Source organism: Allobosea sp. (assembly GCF_017308015.1).
GTDB lineage: Bacteria > Pseudomonadota > Alphaproteobacteria > Rhizobiales > Beijerinckiaceae > Allobosea.
The window spans coordinates 87,715-109,313 of the sequence record NZ_JAFKFW010000017.1 but is presented as its reverse complement, the minus strand read 5'-3'; the positions used below and the strand labels follow the sequence as shown (position 1 = coordinate 109,313).

General features: G+C 63.0%; 17 protein-coding genes, 1 pseudogene and 1 riboswitch. Of the genes and pseudogenes, 5 read left to right on the top strand and 13 right to left on the bottom strand.

From position 1 onward, the window contains the following. Window positions 1-8 precede the first annotated feature (8 nt). From J0I42_RS15460 to J0I42_RS15425, 8 genes and pseudogenes are all read right to left on the bottom strand, one after another. Window positions 9-671, bottom strand: coding sequence for a 3-oxoacid CoA-transferase subunit B (locus tag J0I42_RS15460; RefSeq protein ID WP_291655993.1), 663 nt, complete (start codon window positions 669-671; stop codon window positions 9-11). Continuing rightward, window positions 671-1,371: pseudogene (locus J0I42_RS15455) on the bottom strand (CoA transferase subunit A). Before J0I42_RS15455 ends, J0I42_RS15460 begins: the two are co-directional and overlap by 1 nt. A 46-nt stretch (window positions 1,372-1,417) precedes the next feature. Then, window positions 1,418-2,626, bottom strand: coding sequence for a 3-oxoadipyl-CoA thiolase (gene pcaF / locus J0I42_RS15450; RefSeq protein ID WP_291655991.1), 1,209 nt, complete (start codon window positions 2,624-2,626; stop codon window positions 1,418-1,420). A gap of 68 nt (window positions 2,627-2,694) precedes the next feature. Beyond that, entirely contained in the window at window positions 2,695-4,053 is a 1,359-nt protein-coding gene (locus J0I42_RS15445; RefSeq protein WP_291655990.1) for an aspartate aminotransferase family protein, read from the bottom strand. A 61-nt stretch (window positions 4,054-4,114) separates the two neighbouring features. After that, window positions 4,115-5,170 (bottom strand): ABC transporter substrate-binding protein, encoded by a 1,056-nt coding sequence (locus J0I42_RS15440; RefSeq protein WP_291655988.1) that lies wholly within the window; start codon window positions 5,168-5,170, stop codon window positions 4,115-4,117. Window positions 5,171-5,209: 39 nt separating this feature from the next. Then, entirely contained in the window at window positions 5,210-5,977 is a 768-nt protein-coding gene (locus J0I42_RS15435; RefSeq protein ID WP_291655987.1) for an enoyl-CoA hydratase/isomerase family protein, read from the bottom strand. 7 nt (window positions 5,978-5,984) lie between these two features. Next, complete coding sequence (locus J0I42_RS15430; protein ID WP_291655985.1) at window positions 5,985-7,568, bottom strand: aldehyde dehydrogenase family protein; 1,584 nt, start codon at window positions 7,566-7,568, stop codon at window positions 5,985-5,987. 154 nt (window positions 7,569-7,722) lie between these two features. Continuing rightward, window positions 7,723-8,550 carry an IclR family transcriptional regulator gene (locus J0I42_RS15425; protein WP_291655984.1) on the bottom strand — a complete coding sequence of 276 codons (828 nt, stop codon included), beginning with the start codon at window positions 8,548-8,550 and terminating at the stop codon, window positions 7,723-7,725. Between the two features lie 133 nt (window positions 8,551-8,683). Between J0I42_RS15425 and J0I42_RS15420 the strand changes: the two genes are divergently transcribed. Genes J0I42_RS15420 through J0I42_RS15400 form a run of 5 tightly spaced genes read left to right on the top strand, consistent with a single transcriptional unit; the run spans window position 8,684 to window position 15,317 of the window. Continuing rightward, window positions 8,684-9,745: an ABC transporter ATP-binding protein gene (locus J0I42_RS15420; protein WP_291655982.1), complete on the top strand. Its 1,062-nt coding sequence runs from the start codon at window positions 8,684-8,686 to the stop codon at window positions 9,743-9,745. Further along, window positions 9,742-11,490 carry an ABC transporter permease subunit gene (locus J0I42_RS15415; RefSeq protein WP_291655981.1) on the top strand — a complete coding sequence of 583 codons (1,749 nt, stop codon included), beginning with the start codon at window positions 9,742-9,744 and terminating at the stop codon, window positions 11,488-11,490. The genes J0I42_RS15420 and J0I42_RS15415 overlap by 4 nt, the downstream gene beginning before the upstream one ends. A 14-nt stretch (window positions 11,491-11,504) precedes the next feature. Beyond that, on the top strand, window positions 11,505-13,067 hold the full coding sequence (locus J0I42_RS15410) for a class I adenylate-forming enzyme family protein (RefSeq protein ID WP_291655979.1): 1,563 nt from the start codon (window positions 11,505-11,507) through the stop codon (window positions 13,065-13,067). Further along, a complete protein-coding gene (locus J0I42_RS15405) occupies window positions 13,064-14,359 on the top strand; it encodes an NAD(P)/FAD-dependent oxidoreductase (RefSeq protein WP_291655977.1) in 1,296 nt (431 codons plus the stop codon). The genes J0I42_RS15410 and J0I42_RS15405 overlap by 4 nt, the downstream gene beginning before the upstream one ends. Window positions 14,360-14,372: 13 nt before the next feature. Next, entirely contained in the window at window positions 14,373-15,317 is a 945-nt protein-coding gene (locus tag J0I42_RS15400; RefSeq protein ID WP_291655974.1) for a hypothetical protein, read from the top strand. Between the two features lie 267 nt (window positions 15,318-15,584). On the opposite strand, the gene J0I42_RS15395 is transcribed toward J0I42_RS15400, so the two are convergent. From J0I42_RS15395 to J0I42_RS15375, 5 genes are all read right to left on the bottom strand, one after another. Beyond that, the gene (locus J0I42_RS15395; RefSeq protein WP_291655972.1) at window positions 15,585-16,379 is read right to left on the bottom strand and encodes an ABC transporter ATP-binding protein; all 795 of its coding nucleotides are present in this window, start codon (window positions 16,377-16,379) and stop codon (window positions 15,585-15,587) included. Then, window positions 16,376-17,419, bottom strand: coding sequence for a FecCD family ABC transporter permease (locus J0I42_RS15390; RefSeq protein WP_291655970.1), 1,044 nt, complete (start codon window positions 17,417-17,419; stop codon window positions 16,376-16,378). The genes J0I42_RS15395 and J0I42_RS15390 overlap by 4 nt, the downstream gene beginning before the upstream one ends. Beyond that, window positions 17,416-18,453 (bottom strand): ABC transporter substrate-binding protein, encoded by a 1,038-nt coding sequence (locus J0I42_RS15385; RefSeq protein ID WP_291655968.1) that lies wholly within the window; start codon window positions 18,451-18,453, stop codon window positions 17,416-17,418. The genes J0I42_RS15390 and J0I42_RS15385 overlap by 4 nt, the downstream gene beginning before the upstream one ends. 215 nt (window positions 18,454-18,668) lie before the next feature. After that, a riboswitch (cobalamin riboswitch) is annotated at window positions 18,669-18,880 on the bottom strand. Between the two features lie 35 nt (window positions 18,881-18,915). Next, a complete protein-coding gene (locus J0I42_RS15380) occupies window positions 18,916-20,094 on the bottom strand; it encodes a mandelate racemase/muconate lactonizing enzyme family protein (protein ID WP_291655967.1) in 1,179 nt (392 codons plus the stop codon). A gap of 11 nt (window positions 20,095-20,105) precedes the next feature. Further along, on the bottom strand, window positions 20,106-21,593 hold the full coding sequence (locus tag J0I42_RS15375; protein ID WP_291655966.1) for a M81 family metallopeptidase: 1,488 nt from the start codon (window positions 21,591-21,593) through the stop codon (window positions 20,106-20,108). Window positions 21,594-21,599: the final 6 nt, after the last annotated feature.

The window sequence follows — 21,599 nt, the reverse complement described above, 5'->3', positions numbered from 1 at the left end:
AAGTCCGCTCACGCGGCCTTTGCGAGGCTTGGGGCGACGGTGAAGGGAGCAGCCGTCTTGGCCTTGATCTCGTCGAGGGTGACGCCCGGCGCGATCTCGATCAGGGTCAAACCGCCGCCATTGGCCTTGTCGCAGCTCATCACGCAGAGATCGGTGATGATCATGTCGACCACGCCCGCCCCGGTCAGCGGCAGCGAGCAGCGCTCCAGCACCTTGGATTCGCCGGCCTTGTTGGCGTGGTCCATCACGACGATGACCTTCTTCACGCCGGCGACGAGGTCCATCGCGCCGCCCATGCCCTTCACCATCTTGCCGGGAATCGTCCAGTTGGCGATGTCGCCGTTGGCGGCCACTTCCATGGCGCCGAGGATGGTCAGGTCGATATGGCCGCCGCGGATCATCGCGAAGCTATCGGCCGAGGAGAAGAAGCTCGAGCTCGGCAGGATCGTGATCGTCTGCTTGCCGGCATTGATCAGGTCGGGATCGGCCTCGCCCTCATAGGGGAAGGGACCGATGCCGAGCAGGCCGTTCTCGGACTGCAAGGTGACGTCGACGCCCTCGGGGATGTAGTTCGCCACCAGCGTCGGGATGCCGATGCCGAGATTGACGTAGAAGCCGTCCTTCAGCTCCTTGGCCGCACGCGCAGCGACCTCTTCGCGGGTCCAGGCCATCAGGCTGCCTCCCTCTTGCGCTCGGTCAGCTTCTCGATGCGCTTCTCGTTGATCGTGCTCTTGATGACGCGGTCGACATAGATGCCGGGCGTGTGGATCGCCTCGGGGTCGAGCGAGCCGGCCGGGACGATTTCCTCGACCTCGGCGACCGTCACCTTGCCGGCGGTCGCCATGTTCGGATTGAAGTTCCGTGCGGTCTTCCGATAGACGAGGTTGCCGGCGGTATCGGCCTTCCAGGCCTTGACGATGGCGAGATCGGCACGCAGCCAGGTTTCGCGGACATAGAGCTGCCCTTCGAACTCCTCGACCGGCTTGCCCTCGGCGACGACCGTGCCGACGCCGGTCTTGGTGTAGAAGGCCGGGATGCCGGCGCCGCCGGCGCGGATCCGCTCGGCCAAAGTGCCCTGCGGGTTCAGCTCCAGTTCCAGCTCGCCGGCCAGATATTGCTGCTCGAACAGCTTGTTCTCGCCGACATAGGACGCGATCATCTTCCGGATTGCAGGAGCATCCACAGGCCGAAGCCGTCGGCGCCGGCATTGTTCGAGATCACCGTGATGTTCTTCACGCCGGAATCGCGGATCTCAGGGATCAGGCTCTCGGGGTTGCCCGACAGGCCGAAGCCGCCAGACATGATCGTCATCCCGTCGAACAGCAGCCCGTCGAGCGCAGCCCCCGGCCCGTCATAGATCTTACCTGTCATCTGGCCTTCTTGCCTTCTTCGGTTATGGGCGATTGTGTCGACCCTATCACGCCCTTTCGAGCGCGACCGCGATACCTTGTCCGACGCCGATGCACATGGTGGCGAGCGCGCGCCTCTTGCCGGTCAAGGACAGCTCCAGCGCGGCTGTGCCGCTGATCCGGGCGCCGGACATGCCGAGCGGGTGACCGAGCGCGATCGCGCCGCCATTGGGGTTCACATGCGCGCCGTCCTCGGCGATGCCGAGCTCGCGCAGCACGGCGATGCCCTGGCTGGCGAAGGCCTCGTTCAGCTCGACGATGTCGAAATCGGTGGGCTTCAGGCCGAGGCGCCCGCAGAGCTTGTGCGTCGCCGGGATCGGGCCTAGCCCCATGACGCGCGGCGCGATGCCGCCGGTCGCGCCGCCGAGCACCCGCGCGATCGGCGTCAGCCCGTATTTCGCGGCCGCCTTCTCCGAGGCGATGATCAGCGCCGCCGCGCCGTCATTGACGCCCGACGCATTGCCGGCGGTGACGGTGCCGCCTTCCTTGCGGAACGGCGTGCCGAGCTTGGCGAGCTTCTCCAAGGTGGTGTCGCCGCGCGGATGCTCGTCGATCTCGACCAGGACGGGACCGCCCTTGCGCTGCGGGATCAGGACCGGGACGATCTCCTTGGCGAGCCGGCCGTTCTGCTGGGCCGCGACCGCCTTGAGCTGCGAGCGCAGGGCGAAGGCGTCCTGGTCGGCACGGCTGACATGGCAGTCGGCGGCGACATTCTCGCCGGTCTCCGGCATGGAATCGATGCCGTACTGTGCCTTCATCAGCGGGTTGACGAAGCGCCAGCCGATCGTGGTGTCGTGGATCTCGGCATGGCGCGAGAAGGCGCTGTCGGCCTTGGGCATGACGAAGGGCGCGCGCGACATGCTCTCGACGCCGCCGGCGATCATCAATTCGGCCTCGCCCGCCTTGATGGCGCGCGCCGCGGCGATGACCGCATCCATGCCCGAGCCGCAGAGCCGGTTGATCGTCGTGCCCGGCACCTCCCTGGGCAGGCCGGCGAGCAGCAGCGACATGCGCGCGACGTTGCGGTTGTCCTCCCCCGCCTGATTGGCACAGCCATAGATCACGTCGTCGACCGCGCCGAAATCCACACCCGGATGCCGCTCGACCAGCGCCTTCAGCGGCACCGCCCCGAGATCATCCGCCCGCACGGAGGACAGCGAGCCGCCGAAGCGCCCGATCGGCGTGCGGACATAGGCGCAGATGAAGGCTTCGGTCATGAAATATCCTCGCGCGCAAAGGGGACCTTTGGCGATCCAGGTTTTCCGGGCGGCGTAATGCGGGCTGCCTAGTCTTTCGCCAATTGGGCGAGGGGAACGTCCGAAATCGCCAAGCGCAAACGCTCGACGATCTCGGCGACCTCATCGGCCGAGACCGTTAGTGCCGGTGCGAGAAGAATATGATCGCCACGCGTCCCGTCGATGCAGCCACCCCCTGGATAGACCAGAAGACCGCGTTCGATCGCCGCCTGTTTCAGCTTCGCGTGAACTGCATGTGCGGGATTGAAGGGGTTCTTTGACGCGCGGTCCGCAACGAGCTCCAGGCCAAGAAACAGTCCCCTGCCCCGAACATCACCGATATATGGATGGTCTTGAAACGCCTGCAGAAGCGCGGTTCGAAGCTCGCCTCCTCTGATCCGTGCAGCCGCCGTTAAGTCGTGTGCGGCGATGTACTGCTGGACAGCCAATCCCGCCGCGCAGGCAACGGGGTGAGCCATATAGGTGAAACCATGCTTCAGCTCGCCACTGCCGTCCGCCAGCGCTGCCTCAACACGGCTGCTAACGACCACAGCGCCCACCGGCTGAAATCCGCCGCCAAGGCCCTTCGCGATTGTGATCAGATCCGGGGAGACCCCATCCTCCGCGCAGGCGAAATGCCAGCCAGTCCGACTGACGCCACACATGATCTCGTCAAGGATCATGAGAATGCCGTAGTGATCGCAGATCGCTCGTATCTTCTTCAGATATCCGGGCGCTGCCGGCACGGCGCCAAGCGTCGCGCCCACGACCGGCTCGCAAATGAAGGCAGCGACATTCTCGGGGCCGAGTTCCAGAATTGCTGTTTCGAGTTCCGAAGCCGCCCGCTCGCCGTAACTTGTGATGTCCTCGCCGGGTTGGCGCAAACGATACTCGTAGCAAGGCTCGATGAAATGGGCGTTGAAAAGCAGCGGCGCATATACCTCACGCCGCTTCATGTTGCCGCCGACCGAAAGCGCGCCGAGGGTGGCGCCATGGTAGCTCTGGCGGCGCGAAATAATCCTGGAGCGGGAAGGCTCTCCTCGTTCCACCCAGTACTGGCGAGCCAGCTTCAAGGCAGCTTCAACAGCCTCGGAACCGCCCGAGCAGAACAACACCCGAGAGAGGCCTTCCGGTGCATTTTCCATCAATGCATCGGCGAGACGTTCTGCCGGCTCAGAGGTAAAAAAGGACGTGTGGTAGAAGGGTAATTCCGCCAACTGCGTCTTGATCGCGTCTTCTACTTCTTCGTTTCCATGCCCAAGGCATGAAACAGCGGCGCCTCCCGAAACCGCATCCAGAAACTCTCGACCGTCACCGGTCCAAACCCGCAGGCCTTTGCCACGGACAAGCGTAGGCGGCAGCGATCCCGGCTTACGGTGAAGGACGTGCCCGGTGTTGGAGGAAGCCATCTGATACCGCGAACTCTAGAGTAGAGAGAGGCCGCCAGCCATGCTGGCGGCCTTCAATGCGTCAGGTGAGAAGCCAGGTGTTGAAGCGCTCAAGAGCGTTAGCCCTATGCTGCCCCCACCACTTCTCATCCTGCTTGACCATGCTCTTCAAATTCTCCGGGCTGGACGGAAGCATGGCAGCTCGTTCCTTGGGAATGAACTTATAGGCGTCGGTGTTGGTCGGGCCATAGCTCAGGAACTGGGTGTAGGCCGCCTGCCTCTCGGCATTCGCGCAGAACTTGATGAACTGACGAACGGCCGCAACCCGAGGTCCACCCTTCGGAATGGAGAACCCCTCGACAGAGTAGATGCCCTGATTCCAAACGAGCTTGATCGGCGCGCCCCCGTCCAGCACAGACTGTGCCCGGCCATTCCAGATGGCGACCATGTCGACTTCGCCGGATTGAATGATCTGCGCCGACTGCGCGCCACCCGTCCACCAGACCGCCACATGCGACTTGATGCGATCGAGGCTCTTGAACGCGCGATCCAGATCGAGGGGATAGAGCTTGTCCACCGGAACCCCGTCGGCAAGGAGTGCCTGTTCCAGGGTATCGATCGGGCTCTTCGAAAGGCTTCTGCGGCCCGGGAACCGCTTGACGTCCCAGAAATCGGCCCAGCTCTGCGGGGCTTCACCTTTGAACTTGTCGGTGCGGTAGGCGAACAAGGTCGCGTACATGTCCGTCCCGAGCCAGTACGGCGTAACCGCCTCGGGAAGCATGCCGGCAGTGTCAGCGGGCGCGACATCGATCGTGTCGAGAAGATTCTGCCCTTGCAGGATGTCGCGAGCGGCCATCGTGAGAATGGAAGCGTCCCAAGTATAGGACTTCGTCTCGACGATCGCCTTGATCTGCGCGGTGGGCTCGGCCTCGCGCGCAACATTGATAACCCGAATGCCGGTCGCCTTTTCGAACGGATCGTAGAATGCCTTCCGGAAGGCTTCGCCATACGCTCCGCCTGGATCGGCCACGATGATCTGCTTGATCTGGGCATGACCTGTCCCGGGCACGAAAGCGGCTGGTCCTGCGACACCGACGGCGGCTGCTCCCTGCAGCACATTGCGACGTGATAAATTCATGTTCTTCCCCTTCTTGTAGAAATCACCAGCCCCTTCGGCTCAGGCGCGAGCGCGCCGCTGCCGGAAGAACTCTTCCATCATCCGAGCGGGCTCTCCTGAGCCGTAGGATTCCTTCTGCATGACCTCACCGGCCCGCAGCGCGTCGATGAATCCGGCTTCGGTCACCTCGCGGAACCGCGCCTTGTTCAGCCGCATCGCGACGGGAGGCTTGGCAGCAAGTTCACGCGCCAGTTCAAGAGCTCGCGGCAGCACACGCTGCTGATCGACGATCTCGGAGATCAGGCCGATGCGGTGACATTCGTCCGCATTCATCATTCGACCCGTGAGGGTGAGCTCGATGGTGCGCGACAGACCGAGCATCTCGCGCATGATCCAAGGACCGAGCGTGCTGGCGATGCCGGAATTGATCTCTGGCTGGCCCATCTTCACACCGGCGTGCGCGATCCGGATATCGGTCAGCAAGGAGAACTGGAATGCCGAACCCGCGGCCACGCCATTCAGTGCCGCAATGAAAGGCTTCGAAAGCGAGCGAACCAAGCCGTAGAGGGTCTCCCACTCTGCAATCCAGGCTTTCCCGTCATCGCCGGAGAATTTTTTTGTCTCGTTCAGATCCTGCCCGGCGCTGAAGGCGCGATCTCCAGCACCGGTGACAACGATTGCGCGAACCGTCTCGTCGCTTTCCAAACGACGCAACGTCGCAAGGAGAACCGAACGCATCGGTGCGTCCCAGGCATTGAGCACGTTGGGCCGGTTGAGAGTGATGAGACCTACACCATCATCGATCGAGGAAAGAACTGTATCGCTCATAGTCTTGTCACTCCGCCGCTGCGCTGGTGCGCATGATTGTGCGGCTCTGCTCGCGCATGAACTGCTGGACGTAGTACGGCCCGAGCGCGCCTTTGCCGGCTACACCTGAACCCTTCCAGCCGCAGAAGGTCTGGACTCCCGGCCAGGCGCCAGTGGTCGCACCGCTTGCGCGATTGGCGTAGAGAGCTCCCGCCTCGGCCTTGTCGAGGAAAAGATTGAGCTCGGCCTCGTCGCGTGCGTAGGCACCGGCGGTGAGGCCGTAGGCGATGTCATTGCCGTCCCGGATCGCCATCTCCAGATCATCGAAGACTTGGACGGAGAGAAACGGAAGGAACAGCTCGTCCTTGTTCAGTCGATGCTCGGCCGCCAGACCCTCCACAATGGTCGGCGCGACATAAAAGCCGCCGTCATATTCCCCGCCCTCGAGGCGCTCACCGCCGTGAACGATACGGCCATCCCGGCGAGCTTGATCGCAGGCCTGGGCGAAACGCTGGAACGCCGCTTCATTGATCAGCGGCCCCATGAAAGTCGCCGCCGACCGCGGGGCACCGATCTTGATCGCCCTGGACTTCGCGACCAGCTTGTCCATGAACTCCGCGTAGACCCGACGGTCGACATAGACCTTGGAGCAAGACGAGCACTTCTGCCCCTGCAGCCCGAATGCCGAGCGCATGACGCCCTCGGCGGCAACGTCGAGATCGGCGCTAGCCGTGACGTAGCAGGGGTTCTTTCCACCCATTTCGATGATGACCGGGCGATTGTAGCCGCCTGCTGCAACGCTGCGCAGGATGCGCGTCCCAACCGCGTGGGATCCGATGAAGGCGTAGCCGGCAACGCCTGAATGATCGACCAGAGCCTGCCCGACTTCGGCACCTCCACAAAGCAGGTTGACGACGCCTCCCGGGATACCCGCCTCCTCGCAAAGACGGGCCAGCCAGTGGCCGGTCAGGCCTGCCTGAGGGCTTGGCTTGAGCACGACGGCATTCCCGCCGAGAAGAGCGCCCGCAAGCATGCCGATCCCAAGAGCGACCGGGAAGTTGAACGGGACGATGACGGCGAAAACGCCATAAGGGCGTAGCACGTCCGAGGTTTCTTCGATCGGAACCGCTCGCGACAGGGGGCGATAGAAGCCATCATTGGCCTCAAGCTGGTCGCTGTAATAGCGCACCAGGTCGATCGCTTCCTCGACCTCGCCCATGGCTTCGCCGAAGGACTTACCGACCTCACGAATGCAAGCGGCGGCGACTTCGTATTTATGGTCCGAGAGGCGGTCGGCGACCCGACGCACGAGCGCCACGCGCTCCTTCCAGGGACGCGAGCCCCATTCCCGGAAAGCAGCACTCGCGGCCGAAATCGCACGATCGACCTCACCCTGCCCGGCTTCGAAAAATGAGCCGATCTCCGAACCATCGATCGGGCTTCTAGCGATATAGCGAGCGCCAGCCTCGTCAGGCTTGCCACCGATCAGATTGGGGAATGCGCGAGCCGGGGCAGCGGCGTCTTGCTCAAGCTGCTTTTGCAGCAGGCCGAATACACCTGAGAAATCGGTACCGATGTTTGAATAGGTGACCCGTGGCAATGCTTGATTCATGCGAACGCCGTCCCGTGCTCCGACTTAAACGCCCCTCAGTCTGGCGCGAGAGGCAACGGAGCACATGGCAATGGGGCATGTCAAACATAAAGAAACAAAGTATTACATTGTCATACTTGATCATGAAATTGATGCGCTGCAGCGATTCCGGTTTTTATCCACGAGAGATCGGAATTTGCGGTGTCGAGTTTGAGATTGATCGAGCAGCCGCAACGACGAGCGACGAGAAGCGCGCCTCCGCCTCCTGAGGCGTAAAGCGAACCCTCGAAACGGAGACCGTCACCGCTGCTAACGGCAGTCCAGCATCGAAGATCGGCGCCGATATTGACAGGTCGTCGTGGTAAAACTCCTCAAACGCCGTTGCGTAGCCGCGGGAGCCACTGACATCGAGTTTTGCTTCCAGCGCCTCCATTTCCCAGGTCGTATTCTCGGTGATCTTCCGCCGATCACACTGTTCCAGGAGTGAGATGGCTTCGGCACGGGGCAGTTTCGACAGCATCGCAATCCCCGGCGCCGTGCAGTAAACAGGCATGCGCGTACCGATGGTTACATCGGTATTGAACAAGTGTCTGCTCATGAAACGTGACACGAATACGATCTCTGCGCCATCTCGCATCGTGATGTTGATAGTCTCCTCCGTCTCGCGGCTGAGATGTATAAGATACGGCATCGCACGATTTAGCAAAGTATTCGCGTGAAGGAAACCGTAACCTAGATCAAGCACCTTTATTCCCAGATCAAAGTGCTTCGTCGCCGGATTTCTTTTAAGATAACCAAGCCGTTCAAGCGTATGAGAGAATCTTTGCGCAGTGCTTTTATCTACTCCGAGTTCGGCGGCGAGCGCCGTCAAGCTCAAGCTATGCCCGCATCGAACGAAGACATCGAGAACTTTAAGCGCCTTCTCGACTGATCTGACCATAAGCGGATTATCATCGACGCTCACCGTCTTCTTCGACACTTTCGCCGCCGCGGTCTTATTCATCAGTTTCGCTCTTTCTATCCGGCGCCTATGCGCCGCCTTGCCAACCTAGAGGCATTGACATGGGAATGGAAGGGACCGTAAGGTACTAAAAAGTATTATAATACAATACTCATTATGATCAAGGGAACAGCTGATGGGTGAGTGCGCAGACAAACTGCAAGTCCGGGGAATCGCCAAGCGATATGGCGAAATCGACGCACTGCTTCCCACCGACCTGACCATCTCCAGCGGTGAATTCCTCACGCTCCTGGGCCCCTCCGGCTCCGGCAAGACAACGTTGCTGCAGATGATCTGCGGCCTCGTTCCCCCGAGCCAAGGCCGGGTCATCATCGACGGGCAGGATCAAACAGACACGCCAGTTCACAAGCGGGACATTGGCCTGGTTTTTCAACATTACGCCCTGTTCCCGCATCTCACCGTCGCCGAAAACATCGCATTCCCACTGGAAATGCGGGGGCTGAGATCGGCCGACGTCCGTACGAAGGTCAACGACGCGCTTGAGCTGGTGCGGCTCAGCGAATTGGGCACCCGCTTTCCGCGAGAGCTGTCCGGTGGCCAGCAGCAACGCGTCGCGCTTGCTCGCTGCTTCGTCTACCAGCCCTCCGTCATTCTGATGGACGAGCCTCTCGGTGCTCTTGATCGCAAACTGCGCGAGCACCTTCAGGTCGAAATCAAGCAGCTGCATCGCAAAACCGGGGCGACGATCATCTATGTCACCCATGATCAGGAAGAGGCGCTGGCGATGTCCGATCGCATCTGCCTGATGAACCAGGCACGCGTGGAGCAGGTCGCCAGTCCGAGAGACATATATGCCCGGCCGGAGACTTCCTTCGCCGCTCGCTTCATCGGTACGTCGAACGTCCTGGCAGGCAAGGCCGAAGGGAAAGAGCAGGGACCAAGCGTTCGCTGTGGAAGCCGCTCCTTCGGCACGCAGGCCCATCGCTTCGTCGAGGGTGAGGACGTCGCTCTCGTCGTCCGTCCCGAGGCGATCAGCCTGCGGGGCGAAGGCGAGAACCGCCTCAAAGGCCGCGTGATCGAGACGATCTTTGGCGGCGCTGATGTCAGCGTCCTCGCCGAAATGGAAGAGTACGGAACGCTCATTTGCCGCGTGAATGCGACCTCAACCACACCAGCCCTTGGTGAGGTTGTCGAATTCAGCTGGCCCAGCTCGGCAGCTGTGGTGGTCCGGCGATGATGCACCTCACGCAACTGCCCGCCCAGAATCGGTTTCGACCGTCGGCAATCTGGATGATCGTGCCGGCGATCGGGCTGCTGGCCTTCTTCTTCCTTTGGCCCGTTCTGCAGCTGCTGACCCTTAGCATTTATGATCAGAATGGCGCGCTCAGCGGAGACAATTACGCTCGCATCGTCTCCACACCGCTCTACCTGCGGGTGCTGACGGTAACGTTGCGGATATCCGCCATCACGGCCTGCCTTTCGGTTCTGCTTGGATTTCCCCTCGCATACTGGATGGCCGGGCTTTCGCCCCGAGCTCGCAGCCGTGTTCTGATTTTTGTGCTTATCCCGTTCTGGACGAGCTATCTCGTGAAGACCTTCGCCTGGATGTTGGTGATGGGCCGAACGGGCGTCATCAATCAGATCGTGGGAGCGGCCGGAGGCGAACCACTTTCGATGCTCCAGGGTGAAGGCGCAGTCATCGTCGGAATGGTGCATGGCATGCTGCCTCTAGCAGTGCTGACCATGCTACCGGTCGTGACCTCGGTCGATATGCGTCTGCTCCAGGCTTCTCAGACATTGGGTGCTCACCCGGCGAAGGGCTTCTGGCTGACTTTCGTTCCGCTTTCCCTGCCAGGGCTCACTTCCGCTTGGCTACTGACCTTCATCACCTCATTGGGCTTCTTCATCGTGCCTGCGCTGCTCGGCGGGCCCCAGCAGACCTTCCTGGCCCAGCTGATCATTTCCCAAATTCAGCAGCTTCTGAACTTCGCCTTCGCCAGCACGCTTTCCGTGCTCCTTCTGGGCGCCACGTTCATAGCCTGGCTGGCTTATGACCGTCTTTTCGGAATGTCATCGCTTTCCGGAGGAGCAACCGTACCGCGGTCCCAGAGTAACGTGCTGCGCCTTGTTGGCCGAAAGATCCTCAGCGTCTGCGCAGCCGTTTCGCAAATGATCGCCTCTGCTGCCGAGTGGATCTTGCCCGCGGGTATCATGAGCCGGCTGGCTCCGATGTACTGTGGGCTCGTTCTCTTCTTCCTGGCGGCACCGACGCTGGTGGTCGTGCCGGTTGCGTTCACGAGCTCCAGCTTCCTCGACTTCCCGCCGGCAGGCTACAGCCTGCGATGGTTCGACCTCTATCTAAACTCTCCCCTCTGGATCAATGCGACGCTGAACTCGTTCGTCATCGGATTTGCGAGTGCCGCGATCGCCACGATCGTGGGCGGACTGGCCGCTCTGGGCCTCGCCAAGACCGATATGCGGTGGAAGGGCGCGATATTCGCTCTCATGCTGTCGCCGATGATCGTGCCTCGCATCGTCTATGGTGTCGGTCTCATGTATTTGTTCGCAGGACTGGGGCTGATCGGGACCCGGGCCGGCCTGATCATCGGTCACGTGATCCTGGCTTTGCCGTTCACATTCGTGACGATCGCCGCTGTCCTCAAAAACTACGACTGGCGCCTCGATCAGGCTGCCGCAACGCTCGGAGCTGCAAGGCTCAAAGTTCTCGCCCGAGTGACCGTTCCGCTAACCAAGGGCGCGCTCATCGCGGCTTTCCTCTTCGCCTTCATCACCTCCTTCGACGAGCTCACCTTGGCGATTTTCGTCTCCGGCGGGATCATGACGACGCTGCCCAAGCAGATGTGGGACGACATGTTCCTGCAACTGAACCCCACGATCGCAGCTGCGTCCGTCGTCGTGTTCGCACTCGCGCTTCTCCTCCTCCTCGTCGCCGAACGCGTCGGCGGGAAAAAGACCGCCTAGCTTTGGAACCTGAGATGACGATCGACAATCGGGGCTTCCTCGACCTTCTCCATGCGCGCTGCCAGGCAATGCCCGAAGCTGAGTTCATGAAATTCGGCGCGCAAACCCTTACATTCGCTGACCTGGAGCGAAGCTCTCGCGCCGTGGCCGTCGCCCTGAAACGCAAAGGCCTCGTATCCGGTGATCGCGTCGCGGTCATGATGGCCAATCGGCCGGAGGTTGCAGCACTGCTCTATGGGCTAGCTCGTTCTGGTCTGGTCTGGATCCCGGTAAATCCCCAGCAGCGCGGTGTAGGCCTGAAATACCTGGTTGAACATTCCAGCCCGAAGGTGATCCTCGTCGACGAGGACAAGATCTCCAGCCTCAAGGAATGCGGCGCCGATCTTGGACAGACCGATATCATCTCGTTCAGCGGCACAAACGAGACGATTGGTGATCTCCTCGGTGCACGGGGTGACTGGAGCGAACACCCGACGGACGCCGCGACGCTCTTTGCCATCATGTATACGTCGGGCACGACCGGGCATCCGAAGGGCGTGCTCGTAACGCACGGCATGATGCGCTTCGCTGCCGAGGCGGCCGCTCTTCTGGCCGACGCCCGAGATGGCGACCGCCTTCACATGTGGGAGCCGATGTATCACGTCGGCGGAGCTCAGGTGCTGCTGATGCCGCTGCTGCGCCGCATCTCCATCCAGCTCGTCGAGAAGCTTAGCGTGTCCAACTTCTGGGAACAGGTTCAGACGCTCGGCTGCACCCATGTCCATTACCTAGGCGGCATCCTGCAGATGCTGCTGAAGCGCCCCGCAAGCCAAATCGATCGCAGTCATGGCGCCCGTGTCGGCTGGGGAGCCGGTGCTCGCGCAGACAACTGGAACACGATCCAGGACCGTTTCGGCATCTCTCTACGCGAGGCCTACGGGATGACCGAAACAGCCAGCATAGCGACCTTCAACGGCGACGGCACACCGGGCAGCGTCGGACGCTCTGTACCGTGGTTCAAGGTCGAGGTTCTGGACGAGATGGGGGCTCCCGTCCCAGCCCATACACGAGGCGAAATCGTCGTTACTGCCAATGTGCCTCATGCGCTTTTCTCCGGCTACTTCCGGAATGAAGAAGCAACACGCAGTGCCCTCCGTGACGGCAAGATGTTCACTAACGACATCGGCTCGTTCGACGAGGCCGGCCGGCTGTTCTTCCACGGCAGAAAGACCGACAGCATACGGTGCCGGGGCGAGAACGTATCTGCGATGGAAGTCGAGCAAGTCGTGATCCTGCATCCTGCGGTAGCCGACAGTGCGGCAGTGGGTGTGGAGGCCGAGATCGGAGAGCAGGAGATCAAGCTCTTCGTCGAGCTCAAGCCGGGCTTTGTTGTTTCGGAAACCGAACTCTCTGCATGGCTCAGTAAGCGACTGGCCCCCTACCAGAACCCTCGATACGTCGCTTTCGTTTCGAGTTTTGAACGCACTCCCAGCGAGCGGATCATGAAGCACAAGCTCGACAAGTCGGTTGAGGCGACCTGGGACCGAAACCAAGGACCGGAGCGGCAGGCTTCCTTGAATGCAGGAGCCGCTCGATGACCGACGCCCTCTCCGAGCGCTTCTCAACCGAGCCTTACTGGACCGAGAGCCTCCCCCCTCTTCCGAGGACATCAAGGGAGCTGCCGAACAATGTCGACGTCATCGTCGTCGGCGGCGGCTACGCCGGTTTGTCGACGGCCTTGACGCTCGCCCGAGCCAACAAGTCCGTGATCGTCTTTGAGGCAGGCCGCGTTGGCGAGGGAGCATCCTCCCGCTCGGCCGGATCCCTCGGAAATTTGCCGAAGGCGAAGCTTGCCCAAATCACCGCCCGTTACGGCGCAGACGTCGCGCGAGAGGTTTATCGCGAGGCCCGGCTAGCGCGCGAATATGTCGAACGTATCATCGTCGACGAGAACATAGACTGTAACCTCCAGACCCGAGGACGGGTGGTGGCGGCGCACAGCGAACGCGCCTACGCCAAGCTCGAGGCCTCTCTTCCTACGTTCCGGCAAACAATGGGCGAAGTCGAGCTGCTGAACTCGGCGCGGCAGTCTGCCGAAATTGGCTCCGACGCCTTCCACGGCGTTCTCGTGGTCAAGTCGTCTGCAACCCTGCAGCCAGCTCTCTTTCATCGCGGATTGGCTCATGCCGCGCTGGGAGCGGGTGTATTCCTCGCTGAACAACGACGTGTCACCGACATCAGCCGAACGAACTACGGCTTCGAAGTTGTTGCTGGCGGGCACAGGTACACGAGTTCCGAGGTGATCGTCGCGACCAATGCCGAGACGGGTCGCGACACCTCGATCATGCGCACCCTTCGTCGGCGATTGACGATCGTCCCGGCCTTCGCGCTCGTGACGGAGGAAATGCCAGCGGATCAAATGAGGGCGGTTCTGCCGCACCTCAGGTCGTTCAGCGATACATTACAGATCCTGCATTACATGGCGCCAGCCGGCGACAAGCGCTTAGTCGTGAGCGGGCGCGCTGGACGATCGGATCGGGACTTGCGCACAAAGGCCCGTCGCCTTTTCGGCTTCTTTCAGACGCGTTTTCCGGCTTTACGCGATGCCCGTGTGAGCCACTGCTGGTCGGGGACCTTTGCCCTTACGGATGATTGGATCCCACATATCGGTGTCGAGGAAGGCGTTCACTATATGCTCGGTTGCTGCGGCGTCGGGGTCCCGATGTCCACCTATCTTGGCCATCGAATTGGCCTGAAGATACTGGGCGAGGAAACGCAGGCCAGCGCATACGATCGTCCCCTCCCCTCGATCCCCTATTGGCCTGCCAACAACATTTTCCTGCCCGCAGCTGTCCGCGCTCTTGCGCTGCGCGACCGCCTATTCCGTTGAGGCTGAACCGACAATGACGCGAACCATTAGCCGTGCCGAGGTGGAAGCTCTGGCAATCCCGTTGGACGACATTGCCCGGAACGTTGCGGATGCATTCTGTGCCGGCGCTACGGGGGACATCGTCTGGAAGCCCAAGACGATGCTCGCAAGCGAGGGCGGGGCCTTTCAGATGTCGACCTTCGCCGCTTGGCGGCGGCGCGATCTATCCCTGTTCCATATGCTGGTGGGGCCGACCTCGGAGGCCGTTGAAGGCGGAGCTCCGGGATATCTCAGCCGGCAGCTTGTCTTCGAACGAGCGTCGGGATCTCCGATCGCCCTTCTCGACGGAACCTACACCTCCAACGTGCTGCCAGTCGCAATCGGACGCACGCTGGCCAAGCTGTTGGCCCGCCCGAGAACCGGGGTCGCAACGATCATCGGGGCTGGAGTACAAGCGCGTATGAATCTCGAAGCCCTCGACGGCGTTCTGCCGATCGAAGAGGTTCGCATCATCACCCGAACTGCGAAATCCGCGGAATCTTTCTGCGAGTTCATTCGTCAGCGGGGTCAAAAGCCTGTGATCGTGGAGGTCGGCCCTCAGGCGCTGAAAGGCGCCGACATCGTCATATCGACCATCCCCGCAAGCCCAGGACTGAAGCCCTTCCTCGATCCCGAATGGGTCGAGCCAGGCACGTTCGTGAACGTGGTAGACCTCGGGCGAAGCTGGAAGAACAGCTTCTCGAAGTTCGATCGCGTCATCGTCGATGACCGGATTCAGGCTGAGCAACAGCACAAGGATGGCCGTCTACTGCACGGGGGCCCGTTCGATAGCGAGATCGCGGACGTTCTGACGGGGACAAAGCCGGGCCGCGTGGCGGAAAGCGAGCGTATCGTTCTTATCCATCCTGGCAATGTGGTTGGGGTCATGGGCGTGACGACAGCGGTTCTATCCGCCTTCCGAGCTTGCGGCGCGGTCTAGCTGTACCGCGCCAAGACGCTTCTGCCGCGGTACGTTCGTCAGTGCTAACCGGCACTATCGCATCGACGAGATCGCGGCGCGGCGCTTCTTCCAGACGGCGGACAGGGCCGGCATGCCGAAGGCGATCGCTCAGCTCGAAACCGAACTGCCCGCTGGGTTTCCACAGGGCTGCATGGAACCGCTAAAGCCGGCACTCTGTCCCGCCTGCGGGTCCTGGAAGCGGGCCTCGGTGCCTAGCAGGATCTCGCCGCTGCCAGCCATGCGATCTCAATCGCCGCCAGCCACGTCCTTCCGCGACTCGCCGTCGACCAGATACTCGATGTGTCGGCGCCCGGAAGCTCCCGGACGAATCGAGACCGCGACGCCGAAGATGCGCTGGATCGCCTCGGCGGTCAGGACCTCCTCCGGCGCACCGGCGGCCTGAAGGCGCCCGTCATGCAACAATGCGATCTCGTCGCAGAACATGGCGGCAAGGTTGAGATCGTGCAGCGCCATGATGCAGGTGATGCCGAGGCGGCGGACGAGGCTCAGGATCGAGAGCTGGTGCTGGATGTCGAGATGGTTGGTCGGCTCGTCCAGGATGAGCTCGCTCGGCTCCTGCGCGAGCGCACGGGCGATATGGACGCGCTGGCGTTCCCCTCCCGAAAGCGTGTGCCATAACTGATCGTGGCGCTCGGTGAGCCCGACCCGCGCCAGCGCCTCGTTCACGGCGCCCTCGTCGGCTTCGCTCCACGAGGCCAGCGCCGCACGATGCGGCGTACGGCCGAGGCGGACGACATCGCAGACGGAGAGCTGAATCTCGGTCGTCGCCTGCTGCTCGACGAAGGCGAGGCGGCGGGCGAGTTCGCGGCGGGGCACGCCGGCGATGTCGTTGCCGTCGAGCGTGACGACGCCGCTCGCGACATTGCGCAGGCGGCAGAGCAACCGAAGCAGGCTCGACTTGCCGGAGCCGTTGGGGCCGATCAGGCCGAGCACCCGGCCGGGCGCCGCTTCCAGCGTCACGCCATCGACGATCATCCGGCCGCCGGCACCCCAGCGGACCTCGCGGGTCGCGAGCGTCATGCCGGCCTCCGGGCTCGGTAGAGGATCAGGGCGAAGACCGGCGCGCCGAACAGGGCCGTCACCACGCCGATCGGCAGGATCTGCTGCGGGATCAGGACGCGGGAGAGGATATCGGCGAGGATCATGAAGATCGCGCCGACGACGAGGCATGCCGGCAGCAAACGAGCGTGGCCGGAGCCGACGAGGAAGCGCGCGGCATGGGGGATGATCAGCCCGACGAAACCGACCGTGCCGACGATCGAGACCATCACCGCCGTCATCACCGCCGTGGTCGCGAACAGAACGACCTTCACCCGCGTCACGGCGACACCCAGCGAAGCCGCGGCATCGACGCCGAAGGCGAAGGCGTCGAGCGCCTTGGCGTGCAGCATGCAGATGCCGAAGCCGATGAAGGCCACGGGCGCCGCCATCCAGATGTCGGGCCAGCGCACGCCGCCGAAATTGCCGAGCAGCCAGAACATGACGCCCCGCGCCTGCTCGGCACTGGCGAGCGTCGTGACGATCGTGGCGGTGGCGGCATTGAAGAGCTGCGAGGTGGCGACGCCGGCGAGGATGACGCGGTCGCTCGCCCCGCCCGCCCCTGCCGCCAGCAAGGCGACGACGACGAGCGCGGCGCAGGAGCCGATGAAGGCGCCGGCCGAAACGGAGAGCACCGCCCCGCCGATGCTGATGCCGAGGATCAGCACCGCGACGGCGCCGGTCGAGGCACCAGCCGAGATGCCGAGGATATAAGGCTCGGCCAGCGGATTGCGCAGCAGGGCCTGCAGGATCGCACCCGACAGGGCGAGTGCGCCGCCGCACAAGCCTGCCATCAGCGCGCGGCTCAGGCGATAATCGAAGATCACGCCCTGCTGGATCGCGCTGACCGGAAAGTCGAGATCGAACAACCCGTTGCCCAGCGCCTTCAGGGCCGTGTCCAGCGGGATGCGCATCTCGCCAATCGTCACCGCCAGCGCGACCGAAAAGGTCAGCGCCAGCAGCGAGGCCAGCGCGATGCCGATCCGCGCCGGCCAGTTCGGCCCATGGGCGGCGTGGCTCAACGCGAGATCCCGAAGCCGGCGATCGCCTTGGCGAGGGTCTCGATGCCGTCGACCGTGTCGAGCCCGGCGCGGGTCGCCCCGACATCCATGATCACGATGCGGTTGTTCTTGACCGCATCGAGCTTGCTGGCGACCGGATCGGTCTTCAGGAATTCCAGCTTCTTCTCGATATCGTCGGCCGGGAAGCGGCGGCGATCCATTTTCACGGTGACGATCACGGCCGGATTGGCGGCGGCGATGCTCTCCCAGCCGACCAGCGGCCATTCCTCATTGGTCGTGATGATGTTGCGGGCGCCGAGCTTGGACAGGATATAGGCGGGCACGCCGTTCTTGCCGGCCATGAAGCCGTCGCCCTTGATGTCCTTGCTGGAGAACCAGACCACGACCGGCACGTCCTGCGCCTTCAGCTTCGCGACCTGCTCGACCGCCTTGTTCTCGCGGGCCTTGAGCTCAGCGACGAGCTTCTCGGCGCGATCGGCAACGTGGAAGATCGCACCGAATTCGCGGATGTTGCGATAGACCAACTCCATCGTGAACATCTCAGTGCGCACGCCGTCACCGGCACCGGAATTATCCTTGCCGACGCAATCGGTCGGGGAGACATAGGACGGCACCTTGACCTTGGCGAACTGGTCGCGCTTGCCGACGATGCCGTTGGGGCCGACATGCCATTCGAACATTGCGGTGACGAGATCGGGCTCCTGCGCCAGCACCGCCTCGAAGCTCGGATCATTGTCGGCGAGGCGCTTCACCTTGGCGTTGACCGCCTCATAGGGCTTGGCCACCGGCGAGAACCAGACCGCCGTGCCGACGACGCGGTCGCCGAGGCCGAGCGCATAGAGGATTTCCGTCTGGGTTTGGCCGATCGCCACGACGCGCTTGGGCGCGGCGTTGAAGGTGATCGTCTCGCGGCAATTCTCAAGGGTCAGCGGATATTTGGTCGGCGCCGCATTGGCCGTGCCTGCGGCGAGCACGCCGAACAGCGCAGCAGCGGACAGGCGAAGCAGGGAATTGAACGGGCGCGCAGCCGGCATCGAGGTCATCCGAAGTGTAACAATGTTGCATTTCTGATAGGGTGCGCGGCGAGCAGCCGTCAAGCCGCCTTGAGCGACCTGTGCATTGGTTTTCGTGAACATGGGTTTCATCGCTCCCCGAGATGATCGTCGGGGCAGCTTTGGGCATGTGGGGCGGGAGGCCGGCCGCAAGGGTCGCCATCGTCACACAGGCTTCGGAACACCCCGTCCGAAAGACGTCTTCGACGACCGGGGCAGGTCTCCTGGCTCGCGGGTCGATGCCTGTTCCGCCCGGCCTTCCCGGCGCATCGGGCGCCAGTGGACGATGGGTGGAGAGCTCGCCGCTTACAGTTGCGGGGGCAGCCTCGGCTTTGGCACTGGGAGTGCCTCACCGAATTCCCTCTTAGCTCCGGGAGCAACCCGGAGAACCTCGATCGGCGCACACCCTATAAGGGCGTGGCGCTGCGTCAAGCGGACATCGCGTCAGAGGCTCGGCGTGCCGTAGAGCCGCTTGCCGCCGACGGATATCTCGACCTCCTGCAGATAGCCACGCAGCGCGGTCGTCGCGACCTCGATGCCGAGGCCCGGCGCATCGGGGGCCGCAACCTGCCCGTTCGCGTCACGCTCCAGATGATTGGCGGAGATCGCGGTGGCGAGCGGCTTCGGCATCGCCGGATACTCGCAGATCTCGTGCGCAGCGAGGCCAGCATAGGGCTGGAGCGAGGCCGAGAGCGCCAGATGCGAGGTGAAGGTGTGGTTGACGAAGGTCACGCCCTTGGCGACCGCATAATCCGCCACCGCCTTGGACGGGCCGATGCCGCCAATACGCCCGCAATCGATCTGGACATAGCCGATGCCGCCATAATCGATGAGCTGGCGGGCCATCGACTCGTTATGGGCACCCTCCCCGCCGGCGAGCCGGACCTTGGGACTGCGCCTCGCAAGGGCGGCATAGGCTTCGAGCGCGCTGGCGTGAAAGGGCTCCTCGAACCAGAGCACATTCGCCTTCTCCATCGCGGGCAAACGCCCGGCGGCGCGCTCGACATCCTCGATGAAGATCTGGCCGGTATCGACGAGCAGGATGCCGTCCTGCCCCAGCCCCTCGCGGGCTGCGACGAAATGCTCGGCATCGGCCTCGACGCTGCCCCGGCCGATCGGCCCCCAGCCGAACTTGGCGGCGCGGAAGCTGCGTTTGCGGGCATCGCGGGCGCGTTCGAGGGTTTCCTGCGCCGTGTCACCGAACAGGACCGAGGCATAGGGCGTCTTGGGATGGCTTTTCGCGTAGCCGAGCAGGCGCCAGACCGGTTCGGACCGCATCTTGCCGAGGATGTCCCAGAGCGCCATCTCGACGCCCGAGAAGGTATGCGGCGCCTGCAGCAGGTCCATCGAGTTATAAGCGACGACAGCGGCGATGCGGGCGATGTCCTCCGGGCTTTCCAGCACCTGTCCGAGCACGGAATCGGCGACCGGCCGGCAGACGCCATGCGACATCGGGCAGATGAAGGCGGCGATGGAGGGCAGCGGCGCCGCCTCGCATTCGCCCCAGCCGATATGGCCGCCGGCGGCGACCCTGACCAGCAGCGCATCCTGGCTGCCATCGGCCTCGTCGGTGACGACGGGCATGGCGAGATAGAAGAAATCGACGGCCTCGATCCTGGGCACGGGTCTTCTCCTCACAGTTCGTAGATCGTGGCGCGGGGCGCGAAGGTGACGCCCTCGTCGAGCGGATAGATCGGCCGGGCGCAGATGGTGTGGCCGAGGCTTTTCAGGTTGGCGGAGGTCGCACCGGGCGCGTCGATGTTGAAGTTCCGCGCGCACCACTGGTCGAACATATGGAATTCGGTGTGGGGCGACTTCACCACGATCAGGTCGAAATCGGTCGGGTCGATGCCGTTGGCGTAATACATCGCCCGATCGAACAGGCTGACCGAGCGGCTCATCACGACGACGGTGACGTTATCCCAGGTCAGCACGGCGGTCGGCCCGGCGCTCAAGGGCGCTTTCATGGTCTCCAGCGCGGCTTCGCCATCCGAGAGCAGCTTGACCTTGGCTTTCACCTTCATCGGCGGGAAGCGCGCGGGATCGATCGAGCCGCCGAGCGTGACCTCGATCGTAGCGCCGATGCCGGCCTTATGCGCGGCAGCCGCAGCCGGCGCATCGACGATCTGAGCAAGCACCCGCTTGCCGTAGCCGGCCTTGCGCAGGGCGGCGAGGATCAGGTTGCTGTCACCGGAAGCGCCGGACGAGGTAGCGTCGGCGGCATCGGTGAAGATCACCGGGCCGTCAATGCTGCGGGCCTGGGCGATGGCGCGGTCAAGCGGCACGAGCTTGCCCTGCATGCGGAAGCGCAAGGGCCAGAATTCCTCGGCCAGCCGGATCGCCTCGCGCTCGGCTGTCGCCCTGTCGCCATCGGTGAGGATCAGCACCTGCGAGCAGAGTTCCGGTACATCCGTGAAGGGGTTGCCGATCATGATGCCGGCCGCGAGCGCCCGCCCCTCCTCCTCCAGCCGGCGGCACTCGGCCAGAAGCTCGCCATAGCAGCCGGTCTTGGTGATGAGCTCGTCGCCGCGGACCAAGGCGGGGATGACGACGCGGGCGGCGACGGGCTTGATGCCGCCGGCCATCAGCTTCAGCAGGAGTTCGGCGGCGCGGCGGCCCGTGTCAGCGAAATCGACATGGGGATAGGTCCAGTAGATCGCGAAGCCGTCGACATTGCGCAGCATCCGGTCGGTCAGGATGCCGTGCAGGTCGAGCGAGATGACGATCGGCATGTCCGGCCCGACGCGCTCGCGCAATTTCTCCAGCAGGTAGCCTTCAGGATCGAACTCGCCATCGGCCCCCATCGCGCCATGCAGCGAGACATAGATGCCGTCGATGCGGTCGAGCCTGGAGAAGATCGCGGCGAGGATTTCCTCGGAGAGCTTCTTCCAGCCAGCCGCCGAGAGCGGCCCGGCGCTGCCGGAGCGCGCGCAGATCGTCGGCACGATCTCGATATCGGGCCTCGCCTCGAAGACCGCGAGTGCGCCGCCGAGTTCCTGGTTCTTGCCACGCTGGACGTAGAGGCCGTCACCATGGTGGATCAGAAAGTTCTCGTAATGCGACGGCAGCGGATTGAAGGAGGAGATCTCCTGCTTGCAGTCGGCGATCAGGATGCGCTTCATCTGGCG